We start from the raw sequence: 15,147 nt of genomic DNA, 5'->3' as shown, positions 1-15,147 counted from the left end.
TAGCTTTAACCCCTGCCCAATCACAAAATAAGTGATTGGACAGGGGCTTTTTTATTTGGTATAAACCCAACAAAGAATCCCAAACGTAATCGCTCTTGCGCATTGCAGTTGATACGCTTTGCTCTGCAGCAACAGAGCCTCTGTGCGATTCGACATGAAGCCGCATTCTACCAGGATGGCTGGCATCTGAGTATCTCGTAAGACAGCGAAGTTCGCCTTCTTTACACCGCGATCGGTTCGTTGACAGGCGGTGATTATGTTCTTTTGGACTAGCGACGCCAGTACGGAGGAACTTTTGCTTGCCTGTGGATAAATATACGTCTCAATCCCGTGTGCTTCGCTCCATCCATTACCATGCGCATTTGCGTGGATTGATACATACGCATCTGCCCGTAATCGATTGGCAAGCGCCGTCCGTTCGTTTAAGGGCACATCACGTGAAGCCTCATGCACGTATCGAACATTGATACCTTCCCGGCTTAAACGATCTCCAACAAGTGCAGCAACCGCCGAATTAAACTGGAACTCACGCAGCTTTCCATCAGGGGACCTCTTTCCTGGCGTGTTTGGCCCATGTCCAGCGTCAAGAATGATTAGTGTCATTTTCATCCACTCTCCTTTACTCTGTAGATAGTTGTCTTGTTGAAAAAGGAGACAGCCCGTATGAAGTATCACAAGGATAAATCCATTTCATTTCTTTTTCTTCATGTTAAAATAAGATTTGGATAGCTATGACACGAGTTGGAAAGCGGGGAGCTTTATGGGGGAACTAACAGTAGAAGATATTATGAATCGATTCGGCCTTGAATTGATTGCAGGACACGAAGGTATTCATCGGCATATCAATATGAGCGATATTTCACGGCCAGGTCTTGAGATGGCTGGTTATTTTGATTATTATCCATCGGAGCGCGTGCAATTGATCGGCCGCAAGGAAATGTCGTTCTTGGAAACATTGCCGTCGATTACGAGAAGAAAACGTTTGGAACGTCTTTGCTCGGAGGATACGCCTGCATTCATTATTGCACATGGTGAAGAAGGACCGAGAGAACTAAGTCAGCTGGCGGATGAAAAAAATGTTCCGGTTTTGCGCACTGATTACAAAACGACGCAATTTTCCGGCATGCTGACGAATTACTTAGTCGGTCAGCTTGCCCCTATGACTACAGTCCACGGTGTATTAGTGGACGTCTATGGTGTCGGTGTCTTGATCACTGGAGGAAGCGGCGTTGGAAAGAGTGAGACCGCGTTGGAACTAATTAAAAAAGGTCACCGACTTGTCGCGGATGACTCGGTGGAAATTCGCCAAGTATCGGAAAACGTTTTGATCGGTACGTCACCGAAGTTGCTTAAGCATATGTTGGAAATCCGTGGCATTGGCATTATTGATATGATGACGTTATTCGGTGCGAGTGCAGTGAAGGATGATAAGCGGGTGCTGTTGGCGGTCGACTTGGAAATTTGGGATGAGGATAAGCATTATGATCGTTTGGGAATCGATGAGGAAAAGATTGAAATCCTTGATTCACAAATTACACGCTTGTCCGTTCCGGTCAGACCAGGTCGGAATATCGCGGTCATCATTGAAGTCGCTGCTATGGATTACCGTATGAAGCGTCTAGGATTCAATGCAGCGGATGAATTTACAAAGCGTTTGGACCAAGCAATCGCAGAGAATGCGGAAATTTTGAAAGCAGAGGAGAGCGACTAAGTGAATTTATTTTTACTTGCGATTAATCCTGTCGCGATTAGAATCGGCACTTCGGATACAGCTTTAGAAGTACGCTGGTATGGTATTCTCATTGCATTAGGGATTGTATTAGGATTCATCATCGTGCAACGTGAAATGTTGAGAAGGGGCATGCACCCTGACTTTTTGACGGATATGCTCATTTGGGCGATTCCGATTTCAATCATCAGTGCGCGTATTTATTACGTCATTTTCACTTGGGATTATTATCGTGACCATCCCGGCCAGATTATCCAGATCTGGAACGGCGGAATTGCCATTCATGGTGCGCTGATCGGTGCCGTGATTACGGCCATTATTTTTACGAGGAAGCGCGGCGTGTCGTTTTGGAAAGTCGCGGATATTACAGCGCCCGGCTTATTGATCGGTCAGATTATCGGCCGGTGGGGGAATTTCATGAACCAGGAAGCGCATGGTGGTCCTGTTTCAGATGCGTTTAAAGAAAACACGATCATTCCAGACTGGATTATGAACCAGATGACCATCGAAGGAGTGACCTACCATCCGACATTTCTGTATGAGTCGATGTGGAATGTTGTAGGGCTAATTTTAATTCTAGTCATTCGAAGAGTATTGAAGATGAAGCGCGGAGAAATCTTTTTATTTTATGTCATCTGGTATTCGATCGGTCGTTTCTTCATTGAAGGAATGCGGACGGACAGTCTGTATGTAATCGGCAGCTTGAGAGCGGCACAGATGGTATCTGTTGCCGGCGTTATTATTGGGATCGCGATCTTGTTATACCGAAGATTTGTGATGAAGGTGAATGAAAATTATGAAGACAAACAAAAATAATATCTCATTGTCCAGTACGTTGCAAAGCGGTTTGCAGGCTGGGCTGAAAACCACTTGGTCACTGGGGAAAATCATTTTTCCTATTACATTGTTCGTCACCATCTTGCAATTTACGCCTATCCTGCCTTGGTTAGTGGAACTCATTTCTCCGCTCATGCATATCTTTGGCTTGCGCGGTGAAGCAGCCGTTCCACTTGTGCTTGGGAATGCATTGAATTTGTATGCGGGGATTGCAGGGATCATCTCCCTAGAGTTGACGGTGAAGGAAGTATTCATCATAGCCGTGATGATCAGTTTCGCACATAATCTTTTTATCGAAACAGCCGTGGCACTGAAAGTTGGTGTGAAGCTTTGGCTTGTCCTTGTGGTCCGTCTTGGACTGGCAGCGCTTGCTGGCATACTATTGAACCTTTTCTGGACAGGCGGTTCGGAAACCGCACAATACGGTTTGACTCCGAAAGCGGAAGTTATTCCTGACGGCATTTGGCAGATTATCCTTTTGGGTACAGAAAAAGCAACGTTCGGAGTGTTACAGCTTGCTCTGATCGTTATCCCGCTGATGCTATTTGTTCAGTTCGTGAAAGACCGAAATTATTTGGAACGTTTTTCAAATGGAGTCGCCCCATTTACAAAGTTGATTGGCGTGAAACCAAATGCTTCCATGACACTTGTCGCGGGTCTGTTAATTGGCCTAGCGTATGGGGCAGGTGTCATGATTCAAGCTGTTCAGGAAGATGGAGTTTCCAAACGTGATATTACTTTGGCATTTATTTTCTTAATGGCGTGCCATGCGGTGATTGAAGACACATTGCTCTTCTTACCGTTAGGCATTCCGATTTGGCCATTATTCTTAATACGGCTTGTGACTGCCATATTGCTGACTGTTACGGTCAGCGTGCTGTGGAAACAGCCGAGAGAGAAGGAGGAGTCTGTTGTTGACTGTTAAACCGATCACTACCTTATTGTTTGATTTTGATGGGACTTTGGGAGATACGAACGAATTAATTATCTCTACCTTCCAACATGTACTGAATGACCATTTTCCAGGCCGTTTTCAAAGAGAGGAAATATTGCCCTTCATCGGTCCTTCATTGCATGACACCTTTTCTTCAATTGCACCTGAAATGACAGACCAATTAATCGATGAATATAGAGTTTGGAATTTAGCGAATCATGATGAACTGGTCAGTGCCTTTGATGGAGTAGAGGGTACGCTCCGCAGATTGTATGAAATGGGCATGAAAATGGCTGTTGTTTCAACGAAAAAGCGTGACATGGTGGAAAGAGGCTTGCGTCTGATTGGAATAGATTCTTATTTTGAGACAGTTATCGGTCTGGATGATGTGACGAATGCCAAGCCAGACCCTGAGCCCCTTATTCTGGCATTAGAGCGCTTAGACCGTACGCCTGAAGAAGCCCTGATGATAGGGGATAATTTCCATGATATATTAGGAGGGCAAAATGCGGGTGTACGCACTGCCGCTGTTGCCTGGGCGTTAAAAGGGGAAGACTATTTGCAGACATTTAAACCGGATTTCATGTTGCATCATATGTCGGATCTATACGACGTGCTAAAGGGAGAGCGGCCGTGAGACGCACCGAACGCTATCCTTCCAAAGGAGAAGCGAATTCACTTTGGCATATTTATCGGACTGTTTCGATCTTTAAAGTAGCAAAGAATTTCATTATCATCCAAATCGCTCGATATACTCCGTTCGTATCCTGGAAAAATGTTTTGTATCGTCTATTTCTTCGGATGAAGGTAGGGAAACAGACGGCATTTGCGTTAATGGTCGTGCCAGATGTCATGTTTCCTGAACGCATTTCGGTCGGCGATAACTCAATCATTGGTTTCAATACGACCATTTTGGCGCATGAATATTTGATCGATGAGTATCGTATAGGAGATGTGGAAATTGGCAGCAACGTCTTAATTGGTGCCAATACGACGATTTTACCTGGAGTCAAAATTGGCGATGGTGCCATCGTTTCAGCGGCATCATTAGTCAACCGTGATATTCCTGCCGGTGTTTTTGCGGGCGGAAATCCAGTCAAAGTCATTTATTCAGCTGAGGAAATGAAGGCACGGGCTGCCCGGGAAGACAAATGAATGACGAGTGAATAAGTTGTGCTATAATAGAAGGTAGATTGCAGAGAGGGACGTTTTGAACGTTCCTCTTACTTTTTCGGAGGAGTTCGATTGGATAAAAAACAAAGGTTCAAAAAGGATAAAATTGTGTCATTTCTGCCAGATGGAGATTTCTATCGTAAGCGTGCGATGCAGGCTATGCAGCGTGAGCAGTTTTCAGACGCTGAAAAATATTATAAACGCGCATTGGAGCTGAATCCTGAGGATGCACTGACCCAGATGGAGTATGGTGTTTTCATCATGGAGGTCGGCCGTTTTGAGGATGCTTATGAATTGCTGAGAGCAGCGGATGAGTTAGAGCCGAACGACGAAGAGACAACATTTTATTTGGCTGAAGTTCATGCGCATCTTGGGTTGTTGCGTGAGGCGAAACAGTATGCGAACAAGTATATCGGATTGTCTCCAGATGGAATATTTGTCGAGGAAGCGCACGAAATCGTTGAGTTTGCCGATCAAGAAGAAACATATCTCGAAGATGGGGAAGTCCCGGACGGAGAAGTCTTGTTCATGCAAGAAAAGGCCCGAAGGATGATGGAAGAAGGCAACTTCGAGCAAGCGATTGATGTACTGGAAGATCTTTTGGCAGACTACCCAAAAACTTGGGCTGTCCACAATAACTTGGCGCTGGCGTACTTTTATATAGGCAAAGAAAAACATGCGGAAGAGATTTTATACGATGTACTTCGTGAGGAGAAAGGCAATATTCATGCACTCTGTAATTTAGCCGTATTTTTCTATTACGGACGAGATGAAGAGCGGCTTGGCAGCATGATGGAGTTATTGTCTAAGATCAAACCGTATCAAGTAGAACATCGTTACAAACTCGGAGCGACATTTGCGCTGACAGGCCGCTATGAAGAAGCGTATTATTGGCTGCGCAGTTTGCAGAAGCGTGGCTTCCAAGGTGATGTCGGTTATTACTTCTGGCTTTCGAATGCCGCCTATTTTACCGGACACCGCCAAGTGGCAGAGCAGGCTTATGAGAAACTATTGCAAATGGATCCGTCAAAAGCTGGATTTGAGCCTTGGAAATCGTTAGAAGATGAGTTGGATCCGGATTCGTATGAGGAAGATGTCTCGTTTTTAATCGAGAAGATTTCCAATCCTTATCGCAGTGAGCGGATGTTTGGCTTGTATTTATTAGGCAAGTCCTCACATTTGCAAGAAATTTTGTCGCATCCCGGCTATATTAATGTGGAGGAGTTAAGTGCGTCGGAACAGTTGTTTTTGGCACATAGCCTGGATTACGAATTTGTAGCAGAGAACGATTTTGAAAAATCATTGAAAAAAGCGTTAACGACGTGTGATTTACTGTATGAACAGTACATGCCACTGGATCAGCAAGGGACACATTTGTTTCAGATGTGGTTCACATTATGTGAGAATGCTTTGGTCGGAGAGTATGCTTTTGCAAATCCTAAAGCAATTGCCGCAGCTGTAGACTATATGTTCCAATCATCGCGCTATGATCAAGTGACGAAGAAGTCGCTGGCAGAGAAATATGACGTAGCTGTTGCCACCTTAACAAAGTATGTTCAGGAATTGATCCAATTTTTGCCTTACACGACGGATTGACAGCAAATTGGATGTTGCATTTAAGTTGAATTCGTGCGGCAATTCCACTACGATTTTATGTAGAGCTTATATATTTAAGGAGGACAACTACGATGTCAATAGATAAAGTATATGATGTGATTATTATCGGCGCAGGTCCAGCGGGTATGACAGCAGCTGTTTATACAGCTCGCGGGAATATGTCTACGCTCATGCTGGAGAGAGGCGTGCCGGGAGGTCAAATGGCGAATACCGAGGAAATTGAAAACTATCCTGGCTTCGAGAGCATTTTAGGTCCTGATCTCTCTACGAAGATGTTTGACCATGCGAAACGTTTTGGGGCAGAATATGCTTACGGGGACGTTACGGAGATTAAAGACGGCCGCGAATTTAAAACGATTCATGTGGGCGACAAGAGCTATAAGGCACGTGCTATTATTATTACGACAGGCGCGGAATACCGTAAAATGGGCATCCCGGGCGAAGCGGAGTTGACGGGCCGCGGTGTCAGTTATTGTGCGGTATGTGATGGAGCATTTTTCCGTGGCAAAGATATCGTCGTAATTGGCGGCGGAGATTCTGCGGTTGAAGAAGGTTCATATTTGACGCGTTTCGCGAACAAGGTAACGATCATTCATCGCCGTGATGAACTGCGGGCACAAAAGATTTTGCAAGAACGTGCATTTGCGAATGAAAAGATTGATTTCATTTGGAATACGACAGTGAAGCAAGTGAACGAGAAAGATGGCAAGATCGGATCTGTGACATTAGTGTCAACTGAAGATGGATCAGAGCGCGAGATGGAAACGGAAGGGATGTTCGTCTATATCGGATTGGATCCTCTTACGGGGCCATTCAAGGAACTTGGTATCTTGGACGAGAATGGATACATCGAAACGAATGACATCATGGAAACGAAAATACCTGGAATCTACGCTGCGGGCGATGTTCGTGAAAAACTGTTGCGTCAAGTTGTTACAGCAACGGGAGACGGAAGTATCGCTGCACAAGCGGCTCAGAAGTATATTGAAGAATTGATGGAAGAACAAGAAGCAAAAGCTTAATCGATTCGTAACTTCAATGTAACAGGTTTGCAATGTAGAAAGGTTATTGTATAGGTAGTCAAGACCCCCTTTTTACAATATAGCAACTTTGTGGCTATTTGCGGTAACAAACTTCCGTGAATAGCCTCCTTTTTTTGTCGTTTTTCCGGAAAGCATTGTATACTAGTACTACATACTTGAAAAGTGGGGAACTACATATGCAAAAAATTGCTAATTTACTCGTAGTCAAAGATGGGCAAGTCCTTTTGCTGAAGAAACCGAGACGCGGATGGTATGTGGCTCCGGGAGGGAAAATTGATGAGGGGGAATCCATCTATGAAGCCGCTATACGCGAATTCGTAGAGGAAACTGGAGCGTGTCCCATCAATCCGCATCTTAAAGGGGTCTATACAATGATGATCATGGATGATGAGGGCGAGGCATTATTGAATGAATGGCTCCTTTTCACATTCATTGCACATGATTATTCGGGTGAACTGTTGGAAACAACAGTAGAAGGAGAGCTGGAATGGCATCCTATAGAGAGTCTGCATACATTACCGATGGCGGAAGGAGATCGTTCCAATTTATTGTTTGCGATTCATCATGAAGGTACGCAATATGGAACGTTTTATTATACAGAGCAATTTCGTTTATTGCGTGAGTCGCTACAACAATCGATGGAAGGTGAATAGAATAGTATGGATCAACCACATGTTTCAAATGAATATGAAGTTGTAATTATTAGCGGAATGTCAGGTGCTGGAAAAACGGTTGCTATGCAATGTTTTGAGGATATGGGCTTCTATTGTATCGACAATCTGCCACCCGAATTATTTGTGACATTCTTGGAATTGATGATGAAATCCGATAATCAGATGAGACGCATTGCCGCGGTGATGGATACACGCGGTGGCAGCCTGTTTGATTCATTGGTCACTGCTTTGGATGAGTTGTTCAAAATGGATGGCGTTAAGGCGAGTTTGTTATTTCTTGATGCGAATGATGAAACGCTTGTTAAACGCTATAAGGAAACGCGTCGCTCTCATCCTTTATCCGAAGGTGGCGTGTTGCTCGAAGGCATACGGAAAGAACGTATTTTACTGACGGAATTAAAAGGCTTGTCGCGATCGATTTATGACACGTCCCAGTTAAAGCCGAAACAATTACGTGAAAAGATTATGCGGGAATTTTCCAAGGCAGGTGAGCCGACGTTTACGTTGAATTTTGTTTCATTCGGATTTAAGCATGGAATGCCGATCGATGCAGATGTCGTATTTGACGTCCGATTTTTACCGAATCCATATTATTTGGAAGAATTACGTCCAATGACTGGATTGGATACGGAAGTCTCTGAATACGTTTTAAAGTGGAATGACACAAAAGTATTGATTGATAAATTGACGGATCTTTTCAGATTCCTGATCCCGCAGTATAAGCAAGAAGGAAAAGGGCAGGCAGTCATCGCATTTGGCTGTACAGGTGGTCAACATCGCTCCGTCACACTTGCCGAATACTTCATGAAAGAATTCAAAGAGGATTACCCAACGTTTGTTTCTCACCGGGATGTCGAAAAAAGAAAGGTGTGACATTGCTATGCCATCCACTACTATAAAAAGAGTTGTTGTGTTCGGCGGTGGAACAGGCCTTTCAAACATTTTGCGTGGATTGAAACGCTATCCTATTGATTTGACAGCGATTGTCACAGTAGCAGATGACGGAGGTAGTTCGGGCCGATTGTTCGATCAGTATGACATCCCGCCGCCAGGGGACATCCGACAGGTTATGGCAGCGCTTTCAGACGTAGAACCGTTGATCGAAAAGATGTTCCAATACCGTTTTGAAGGGTCCGATGATCTGAAAGGCCACTCACTCGGAAATCTCATGCTGACCGCGTTAACAACAATTACTGGAGATTTTGCGCGGGCGGTTGAGCAGATGGGGCTCGTGCTGAATATAAAAGGAAAAGTCTTGCCGGCAGCAAATCAACGTATAACCTTGCATGCTGAGCTTGAAGATGGTTCAATAATTACAGGTGAATCCAAAATACCTCTCTATGGTAGAAAAATCCGAAACGTATTTATTTCACCGGAAGATGTCAAGCCGTTGCCGGAGACCGCGGCGACGATCAAAAAGGCGGATTTGATCGTGTTTGGGCCTGGCAGCTTGTATACTAGTATTTTGCCGACCATACTTGTGCAAGATATTCGGGACGCAGTTCTCCAAAGTACCGCGAAGAAGGTCTATGTCGGTAATTTGACGACACAAAGAGGAGAGACTTTCCGCTATACTGCTTCTGAGCACGTTCAGGCGCTGTATGACCACGCGGGAGAGCCTTTCCTGGATGCTGTCCTCGTTAATAATGTAGAAGCCTTCAGACGCGCTTACAAAAGTGTTGGAGAAGAAACGGAGCCGTGGTTGGTCGAAAACGATCTAGATAAGCTTCAAGCGCTCGTGCCTGAAGTATTTGTACAAGAAATTGCTACTGTATATAATGGAACGATAATGCATAAATCGGCAGACGTGGCGGATGTGTTGATGCGCTATATAGAGAGAACGTAGAAGGCGGATAGATATGAAGATCGCCGAAAAAGGGGGAATATCATGTCTTTTGCATCCAAAACGAAAAAGGAATTGACGCAAATTGAAGCGGAGGACTGCTGTACGAAAGCAGAAATCGCAGCTTTTATTCGAATGAATGGCGTGATGTCTTTTTCCAATAAACAATTAAGTCTTGATGTTCAAACAGAAAATGCAGCGATAGCAAGACGACTTTATTCTAACTTGAAAAAGTTGTATCCTTATAAAGTAGAGATGCTTGTACGGAAGAAAATGCGTTTGAAGAAAAATAATATTTATATTTGCCGTATTCGGGAAGGTGCTAAGGATTTATTGGAAACACTGTCCATTATGACGCATGATTTTCAAATGGTGAACCGAATCGACCCGCAGCTCATTGAAGACGACTGCTGTGCGCGTGCATACTTACGCGGAGCTTTCCTGGCAGGAGGTTCCGTCAATAACCCTGAGACGTCTTCCTATCACTTGGAGGTGTTCTCAAGTTATCAAGAACATAGCGAATCACTAGTCGAGTTAATGAATCGATTCCAATTAAATGCGAAATCTATAGAGCGAAAAAAAGGATTTATCGCGTATTTGAAGGAAGCTGAAAAGATATCCGATTTCCTAGGTATAATCGGTGCGCATGTATCTCTCATGAAATTTGAGGATGTCCGGATTATGCGGGATATGCGGAATAGCGTAAATCGACTAGTGAATTGCGAAACCGCCAATCTGAATAAAACGATTGGTGCGGCCCAACGGCAAGTAGAGAATATTAAGTTGATTGAACAGACGATCGGGCTCGATCAATTGCCGGAGCGTCTGCAAGAAATTGCTCAATTACGCGTAGCTCATCAAGATGTTACGTTAAAAGAATTGGGCGAGCTGGTGACAGGGACGCCTGTCAGTAAATCGGGTGTCAATCATCGCTTGCGGAAGATTGAAGAGATCGCTGAAAGATTGCGCGGAAATTAACGAAAGAACGAGTAGATCCTTCTTAAAAAAGGAAGAAAAGGAGCATACGATATGGTAGAAAAAACTGTGAAAGTGGGAATCAAACCTGGATTACAGGCGAGACAAGCCGCACTATTTGTCCAGGAAGCAAATAAATACACTGCAGATATTTATTTGAAGAAAGAAAGACGCCAGGTGAATGCGAAAAGCATCATGGGGATTATGAGTCTGGCGATTGCCAAAGGCACTGAGATCATCTTGATGGCAGACGGCATTGATGAAGACTTGGCACTTCAGAATCTTACGGATTTTGTAGAAGCTGAACAGCAATAAAAAGAACCGATTCTCCTTTTTGGGAAGAATCGGTTCTTTTTTGTCTTATTTTTTCATGTCGCTGCGTTGAACGATATGATCGATTAAGCCATATTCTTTTGCACGTTCCGCTGTCATGAAATTATCACGATCCGTATCTTGTGCGATGACTTCAATCGGCTGACCTGTACGATCGGCCAAAATTTGATTCAACTTCTCACGTAAGTGCAAGATGCGCTTCGCTGCGATTTCAATTTCAGTCGCTTGACCTTGTGCACCACCAAGTGGTTGGTGAATCATTACTTCTGCGTTAGGCAATGCGTAACGTTTGCCTGGTGCTCCCGCTGTCAGTAAGAAGGCACCCATGGATGCAGCCATACCGATACAGATTGTCTGGATGTCCGGTTTAATAAATTGCATCGTGTCGTAGATCGCCATACCCGCTGTAATACTTCCACCCGGGCTGTTAATATAAATGGAGATGTCTTTTTCCGGATCTTCTGCTTCCAGGAATAAGAGCTGCGCAACGATCGAATTCGCAACATTGTCATCGATGCCGCTGCCGAGCATGATAATCCGGTCTTTCAACAAGCGGGAATAGATGTCATACGCCCGTTCACCACGGTTGGTTTGTTCAATAACTGTAGGAATAAGATTCAATGGTACTTCCTCCTTTTAATGCTTCATAATAATCGTTCGGTTGAAATTAGTTGGTATTTCAACTATAATTGTATTTTACCTATGATGGTCAACAAAGGTCAAATCATTTGCCTTAAAAAATTAGATTGCTTTTCATTCTATTCCACGGTATAATGGAAGATGTCTGTTAGAGAAGCTTTTATAATTTTTGCAGCAGACGAGATCACTGAGTATAGGTAATGTTTTTATTTTGCCCTCGTGGTGCAACGGATAGCACGTAAGATTCCGGTTCTTAAAATGTGGGTTCGATTCCTGCCGAGGGCGTTACTAGGTTAAATCGTTATACGATATGTACTGAATAAAGATCCTGTAAATGTTGATTTATCATCATTTACAGGGTTTTTTCATTTTTGTACAATACAGTGAAACGAATTTGTGTTTCACGTGTGCTATTTCTGTTCTCATGTCCACTTTCTTGAGTATCGACAACACACGGCTCTTTTATAACATATGTTAGCAGCAAGGAAGCTAAGAAATTTTTCAATTGGTACAATAACTTTGTTGCTTGGAGTATTAAAGGTTTAGTTGCAATAGAGACTTGTTAAACCGTCCGAAAAGTCATTTCTACATGACTTATCAGATGGTTCTTTTTATGCGGAGATTTGGTATTTTCTTCTGTTTTTTATGCTTGGTCACACAAAAGGTAGCTGTAATTGAAAGATATTATTAATTTTCTTTATGAATTAAATAATGGGAAAATAAGTATGAGATTAGCCCTTTAATTTGAAAAAGAAAGTTTGTATGAAGCGAAATTAAATTAGCGCCTTTTCACCTATTAAAAAATAAAATTTAAATATATTAATAGCGAATCTTGTCTCTTGAAAACGCTGTCATAATCATGTTTGTAGATGGTATCCACTTAATTGGATATTTAGAAAATAACGAAAACGATTTGAACTCGAATTTTAACTATGGTAATCTAGCAACTAAGAAAAAAATGTTTGATGAAAAAGTCAAGGGGGAGAATTATGAAGAAGTCGGCGATAGGTGTTTTGGCGATGATGATGCTTTTACTACTGGCAGCATGCGGTAATGGTGATTCAGATTCCGGTAGCAGCAGTAGTGGAAGTAAGTTGGATGATTTGAAAGAGAAAGGCGTTGTCAGAGTCGGCTTTGCCAATGAGAAACCGTATGCATATGAGGAAGATGGGGAATTGCAAGGTGCTGCGGTCGCTATTGCCAAAGCGGTCTTTGAAAACTTGGGCGTTGAGGAAGTGGATGGCAAACTATCCGAATTCGGTCAATTGATCCCAGGCTTAGGCGCAGGGAAGTTTGATGTAGTGACAGCGGGTATGGCAATTACGCCGGACCGTTGTGCAACTGTTTCGTTTGGTGAGCCTGAAATCAAATATGGGGAAGGCTTGATCGTAGAAAAAGGCAACCCGATGAATTTGAAGAGCTATAAAGATATTGCCGCGAATCCAGATATCAAAGTGGCGGTGATGAGTGGAGCTACAGAAAAAGATTTCATGCTTCGTGAAGGCATTGCAGAAAGTCAAATTATGATGGTTCCCGATATTCCGGCTTCATTCTCAGCTGTTGAATCGGGGCGTGCTGCTGTCACAACGGGTACTGAAATGACCATTAAAATGGCGCTGGAATCAGCAAATAATGACAAGCTCGAGTTTGTCACGGATTTCGAACAACCTGATATCGAAGGCGTACCAAGCTATGGCGCAGCTGCTTTCCTAGACAGTGATGATGAACTGCGTGAAGCGTACAATGAAGAATTGCAAAAGCTGAAAGACAGCGGGAAAATTGCAGAGTTGATCGAACCATTCGGTTTCACAGAAGAGATGAATATTGTTGAAAATGAAATAACAACGGAAAGTGTCTGCAGCGGAGAGAACTATTAAAAGAGTGGCCGGGTCATGCCCAACAGCGGCATGGCCTTTTTCTTACCTTCCATAAGCTGCTCATGGCACTAGATTAAGAAGAATGAAATGAAAACGTAAATAATGGAGTGGTTTTTGTGAGTTCCTTACCCGATATATTTGCCACCGTCGTACAAGGGTTAGGCGTAACGTTACAGGTGCTGGTCCTGTCGATTATTTGTGCGAGTATTATTGCTTTCGTTGCAGGTCTGTCGCGTGTCAACACGAATCCTTTGCTGAGAGGGTTCACTGGTTTCTATGTAGAAATTTTTCGTGGGACATCGCTGATTGTACAATTGTTCTGGTTTTCATATGCGCTGCCCGGCCTATTCAATATCCATCTGGGGAGCGATATATGGGTGGCTGTACTGGCGATCTCGCTAAATTATGGGGCCTATATGTCTGAGATTGTGCGCGGATCGATTCAAGCGGTTGCGGTCGGGCAGACTGAAGCATCCGTCGCGCTGAATTTATCGAAGTTTCAACGGATGCGGCATATTATTCTACCTCAGGCGCTGCGTATGATGCTTCCTGAATACGGCAACTACTTGATTCAAATTTTGAAAGCAACGTCGTTGGTGTCATTGATTGGACTGACGGACTTATTGTATTACGGAAATATTTACCGAAGCACGCACTTGGCGGAATCCCCGACGGTTTATGTACTTCTCCTCGTGATGTACTTTGTGATTGCGCTGCCGTTGATTGCTTTCACAAGAAAGATGGAGAGTGTATCGAAGAAAGGGGTGGCTAGCTGATGACTTGGAGTTGGGAAGTGTTTTTTTCAGTAATTCCTATGATTTTTAAAGGCTTGTGGATCACCCTAGGACTGACGCTGGCATGCTATTTATTTGCCGCTGTCTTCGGATTCTTCTGGGTGTTTATCAGCAGACTTCCTTGGCGGCCTGTGCGATGGCTGTTTGGATGGCTTGCGGAATTCATTCGTTCTACGCCTCCGCTCGTGCAATTGTTTTTTATTTATTATGCATGGCCTATGATGCCGGTTGTAGGGGTGTCGCTAAATCCTTTTGTAGCTGCAATTCTCGGTCTTGGCATACATTTTAGCACGTACATGTCTGAAGTATATCGTTCAGGCATTGAATCAGTGGATAAAGGTCAGTGGGAAGCATCGACTGCACTGAATTTATCCACACGTCAAAAATGGATGAAAATCATTTTGCCTCAAGCAATTCCGCCTACGATCCCAATGCTCGGGAATTACTTGATCATCATGTTTAAGGAAGTTCCACTTGCGTCTACAATCGGTGTGGTGGCGATGCTTCATATCGCGAATGACTATGGAGCTCAATATTATAAATACGTGGAGCCTCTTACTGTGGTGGCGCTGTTCTTCTTATTATTGAGTTATCCTTCGGCGTTGTTGATAAATAAATTAGAGAAAAAGTACAACCGTCGTTTCGATAAGAAGACGATGGCATAATGCATCCTGAATAA

17 protein-coding genes and 1 tRNA gene are annotated in these 15,147 nt (G+C 43.6%); 16 read left to right on the top strand and 2 right to left on the bottom strand.

Features of this window, described 5'->3' with window-relative positions:
* Positions 1-51 precede the first annotated feature (51 nt).
* On the bottom strand, positions 52-603 hold the full coding sequence (locus tag MKY93_RS15365; protein WP_340760010.1) for an N-acetylmuramoyl-L-alanine amidase family protein: 552 nt from the start codon (positions 601-603) through the stop codon (positions 52-54).
* A 157-nt stretch (positions 604-760) separates the two neighbouring features.
* Here MKY93_RS15365 and hprK point away from each other — a divergent pair, with 157 nt between their 5' ends.
* From hprK to MKY93_RS15305, 12 genes are all read left to right on the top strand, one after another.
* Complete coding sequence (hprK, locus tag MKY93_RS15360; RefSeq protein WP_078817894.1) at positions 761-1,711, top strand: HPr(Ser) kinase/phosphatase; 951 nt, start codon at positions 761-763, stop codon at positions 1,709-1,711.
* The gene (gene lgt / locus MKY93_RS15355) at positions 1,712-2,545 is read left to right on the top strand and encodes a prolipoprotein diacylglyceryl transferase (protein WP_078817895.1); all 834 of its coding nucleotides are present in this window, start codon (positions 1,712-1,714) and stop codon (positions 2,543-2,545) included.
* Entirely contained in the window at positions 2,517-3,491 is a 975-nt protein-coding gene (locus tag MKY93_RS15350; RefSeq protein WP_078817896.1) for a nucleoside recognition domain-containing protein, read from the top strand. Before lgt ends, MKY93_RS15350 begins: the two co-directional genes overlap by 29 nt.
* The gene (gene ppaX, locus MKY93_RS15345) at positions 3,481-4,137 is read left to right on the top strand and encodes a pyrophosphatase PpaX (protein WP_340760938.1); all 657 of its coding nucleotides are present in this window, start codon (positions 3,481-3,483) and stop codon (positions 4,135-4,137) included. The genes MKY93_RS15350 and ppaX overlap by 11 nt, the downstream gene beginning before the upstream one ends.
* The gene (locus MKY93_RS15340) at positions 4,134-4,655 is read left to right on the top strand and encodes an acyltransferase (protein WP_078817898.1); all 522 of its coding nucleotides are present in this window, start codon (positions 4,134-4,136) and stop codon (positions 4,653-4,655) included. The genes ppaX and MKY93_RS15340 overlap by 4 nt, the downstream gene beginning before the upstream one ends.
* A 90-nt stretch (positions 4,656-4,745) precedes the next feature.
* Positions 4,746-6,269: a tetratricopeptide repeat protein gene (locus tag MKY93_RS15335; protein WP_340760006.1), complete on the top strand. Its 1,524-nt coding sequence runs from the start codon at positions 4,746-4,748 to the stop codon at positions 6,267-6,269.
* 92 nt (positions 6,270-6,361) lie between these two features.
* Positions 6,362-7,312 carry a thioredoxin-disulfide reductase gene (gene trxB / locus MKY93_RS15330; protein WP_078817900.1) on the top strand — a complete coding sequence of 317 codons (951 nt, stop codon included), beginning with the start codon at positions 6,362-6,364 and terminating at the stop codon, positions 7,310-7,312.
* Positions 7,313-7,509: 197 nt separating this feature from the next.
* Positions 7,510-7,986, top strand: coding sequence for an 8-oxo-dGTP diphosphatase (locus tag MKY93_RS15325; RefSeq protein WP_221836865.1), 477 nt, complete (start codon positions 7,510-7,512; stop codon positions 7,984-7,986).
* Between the two features lie 6 nt (positions 7,987-7,992).
* Positions 7,993-8,880, top strand: a complete 888-nt coding sequence (gene rapZ, locus MKY93_RS15320) for an RNase adapter RapZ (protein WP_009498272.1) — start codon at positions 7,993-7,995, stop codon at positions 8,878-8,880.
* The gene (locus tag MKY93_RS15315) at positions 8,858-9,853 is read left to right on the top strand and encodes a gluconeogenesis factor YvcK family protein (protein ID WP_009498271.1); all 996 of its coding nucleotides are present in this window, start codon (positions 8,858-8,860) and stop codon (positions 9,851-9,853) included. The genes rapZ and MKY93_RS15315 overlap by 23 nt, the downstream gene beginning before the upstream one ends.
* A 42-nt stretch (positions 9,854-9,895) precedes the next feature.
* The gene (gene whiA / locus MKY93_RS15310; RefSeq protein WP_340760002.1) at positions 9,896-10,828 is read left to right on the top strand and encodes a DNA-binding protein WhiA; all 933 of its coding nucleotides are present in this window, start codon (positions 9,896-9,898) and stop codon (positions 10,826-10,828) included.
* Between the two features lie 51 nt (positions 10,829-10,879).
* Positions 10,880-11,140 (top strand): HPr family phosphocarrier protein, encoded by a 261-nt coding sequence (locus MKY93_RS15305; protein ID WP_009498269.1) that lies wholly within the window; start codon positions 10,880-10,882, stop codon positions 11,138-11,140.
* A 45-nt stretch (positions 11,141-11,185) separates the two neighbouring features.
* Here MKY93_RS15305 and clpP read toward each other — a convergent pair whose 3' ends face one another.
* On the bottom strand, positions 11,186-11,779 hold the full coding sequence (gene clpP, locus MKY93_RS15300) for an ATP-dependent Clp endopeptidase proteolytic subunit ClpP (protein WP_078817902.1): 594 nt from the start codon (positions 11,777-11,779) through the stop codon (positions 11,186-11,188).
* A gap of 231 nt (positions 11,780-12,010) precedes the next feature.
* On the opposite strand from clpP, the gene MKY93_RS15295 reads away from it, so the two are divergent.
* The 4 genes from MKY93_RS15295 (at position 12,011) to ehuD (ending at position 15,133) form a co-directional block, all read left to right on the top strand.
* A tRNA-Arg gene (locus MKY93_RS15295) sits at positions 12,011-12,082 on the top strand.
* 704 nt (positions 12,083-12,786) lie between these two features.
* Positions 12,787-13,674, top strand: coding sequence for an ectoine/hydroxyectoine ABC transporter substrate-binding protein EhuB (gene ehuB / locus MKY93_RS15290; RefSeq protein ID WP_078817903.1), 888 nt, complete (start codon positions 12,787-12,789; stop codon positions 13,672-13,674).
* Positions 13,675-13,790: 116 nt separating this feature from the next.
* The gene (gene ehuC, locus MKY93_RS15285) at positions 13,791-14,450 is read left to right on the top strand and encodes an ectoine/hydroxyectoine ABC transporter permease subunit EhuC (RefSeq protein WP_340759998.1); all 660 of its coding nucleotides are present in this window, start codon (positions 13,791-13,793) and stop codon (positions 14,448-14,450) included.
* On the top strand, positions 14,450-15,133 hold the full coding sequence (gene ehuD, locus MKY93_RS15280; protein ID WP_340759996.1) for an ectoine/hydroxyectoine ABC transporter permease subunit EhuD: 684 nt from the start codon (positions 14,450-14,452) through the stop codon (positions 15,131-15,133). Before ehuC ends, ehuD begins: the two co-directional genes overlap by 1 nt.
* Positions 15,134-15,147: the final 14 nt, after the last annotated feature.

The sequence above is a fragment of the Sporosarcina sp. FSL W7-1283 genome (genome assembly GCF_038003105.1).
In the GTDB taxonomy this organism is placed as follows: Bacteria; Bacillota; Bacilli; order Bacillales_A; family Planococcaceae; genus Sporosarcina; species Sporosarcina newyorkensis.
The sequence above is the reverse complement of the archived record's forward strand: the minus strand, read 5'-3'. Positions and strand labels throughout refer to the sequence as shown.

Excerpts from the sequence above, each read along its gene's own strand:
- MKY93_RS15365 (WP_340760010.1), bottom strand. The coding sequence starts at position 603 with ATGACACTAATCATTCTTGACGCTGGACATGGGCCAAACACGCCAGGA.
- hprK (WP_078817894.1), top strand. The coding sequence starts at position 761 with ATGGGGGAACTAACAGTAGAAGATATTATGAATCGATTCGGCCTTGAA.
- MKY93_RS15350 (WP_078817896.1), top strand. The coding sequence starts at position 2,517 with ATGAAAATTATGAAGACAAACAAAAATAATATCTCATTGTCCAGTACG.
- trxB (WP_078817900.1), top strand. The coding sequence starts at position 6,362 with ATGTCAATAGATAAAGTATATGATGTGATTATTATCGGCGCAGGTCCA.
- MKY93_RS15325 (WP_221836865.1), top strand. The coding sequence starts at position 7,510 with ATGCAAAAAATTGCTAATTTACTCGTAGTCAAAGATGGGCAAGTCCTT.
- rapZ (WP_009498272.1), top strand. The coding sequence starts at position 7,993 with ATGGATCAACCACATGTTTCAAATGAATATGAAGTTGTAATTATTAGC.
- MKY93_RS15315 (WP_009498271.1), top strand. The coding sequence starts at position 8,858 with ATGTCGAAAAAAGAAAGGTGTGACATTGCTATGCCATCCACTACTATA.
- whiA (WP_340760002.1), top strand. The coding sequence starts at position 9,896 with ATGTCTTTTGCATCCAAAACGAAAAAGGAATTGACGCAAATTGAAGCG.
- MKY93_RS15305 (WP_009498269.1), top strand. The coding sequence starts at position 10,880 with ATGGTAGAAAAAACTGTGAAAGTGGGAATCAAACCTGGATTACAGGCG.
- ehuB (WP_078817903.1), top strand. The coding sequence starts at position 12,787 with ATGAAGAAGTCGGCGATAGGTGTTTTGGCGATGATGATGCTTTTACTA.
- ehuD (WP_340759996.1), top strand. The coding sequence starts at position 14,450 with ATGACTTGGAGTTGGGAAGTGTTTTTTTCAGTAATTCCTATGATTTTT.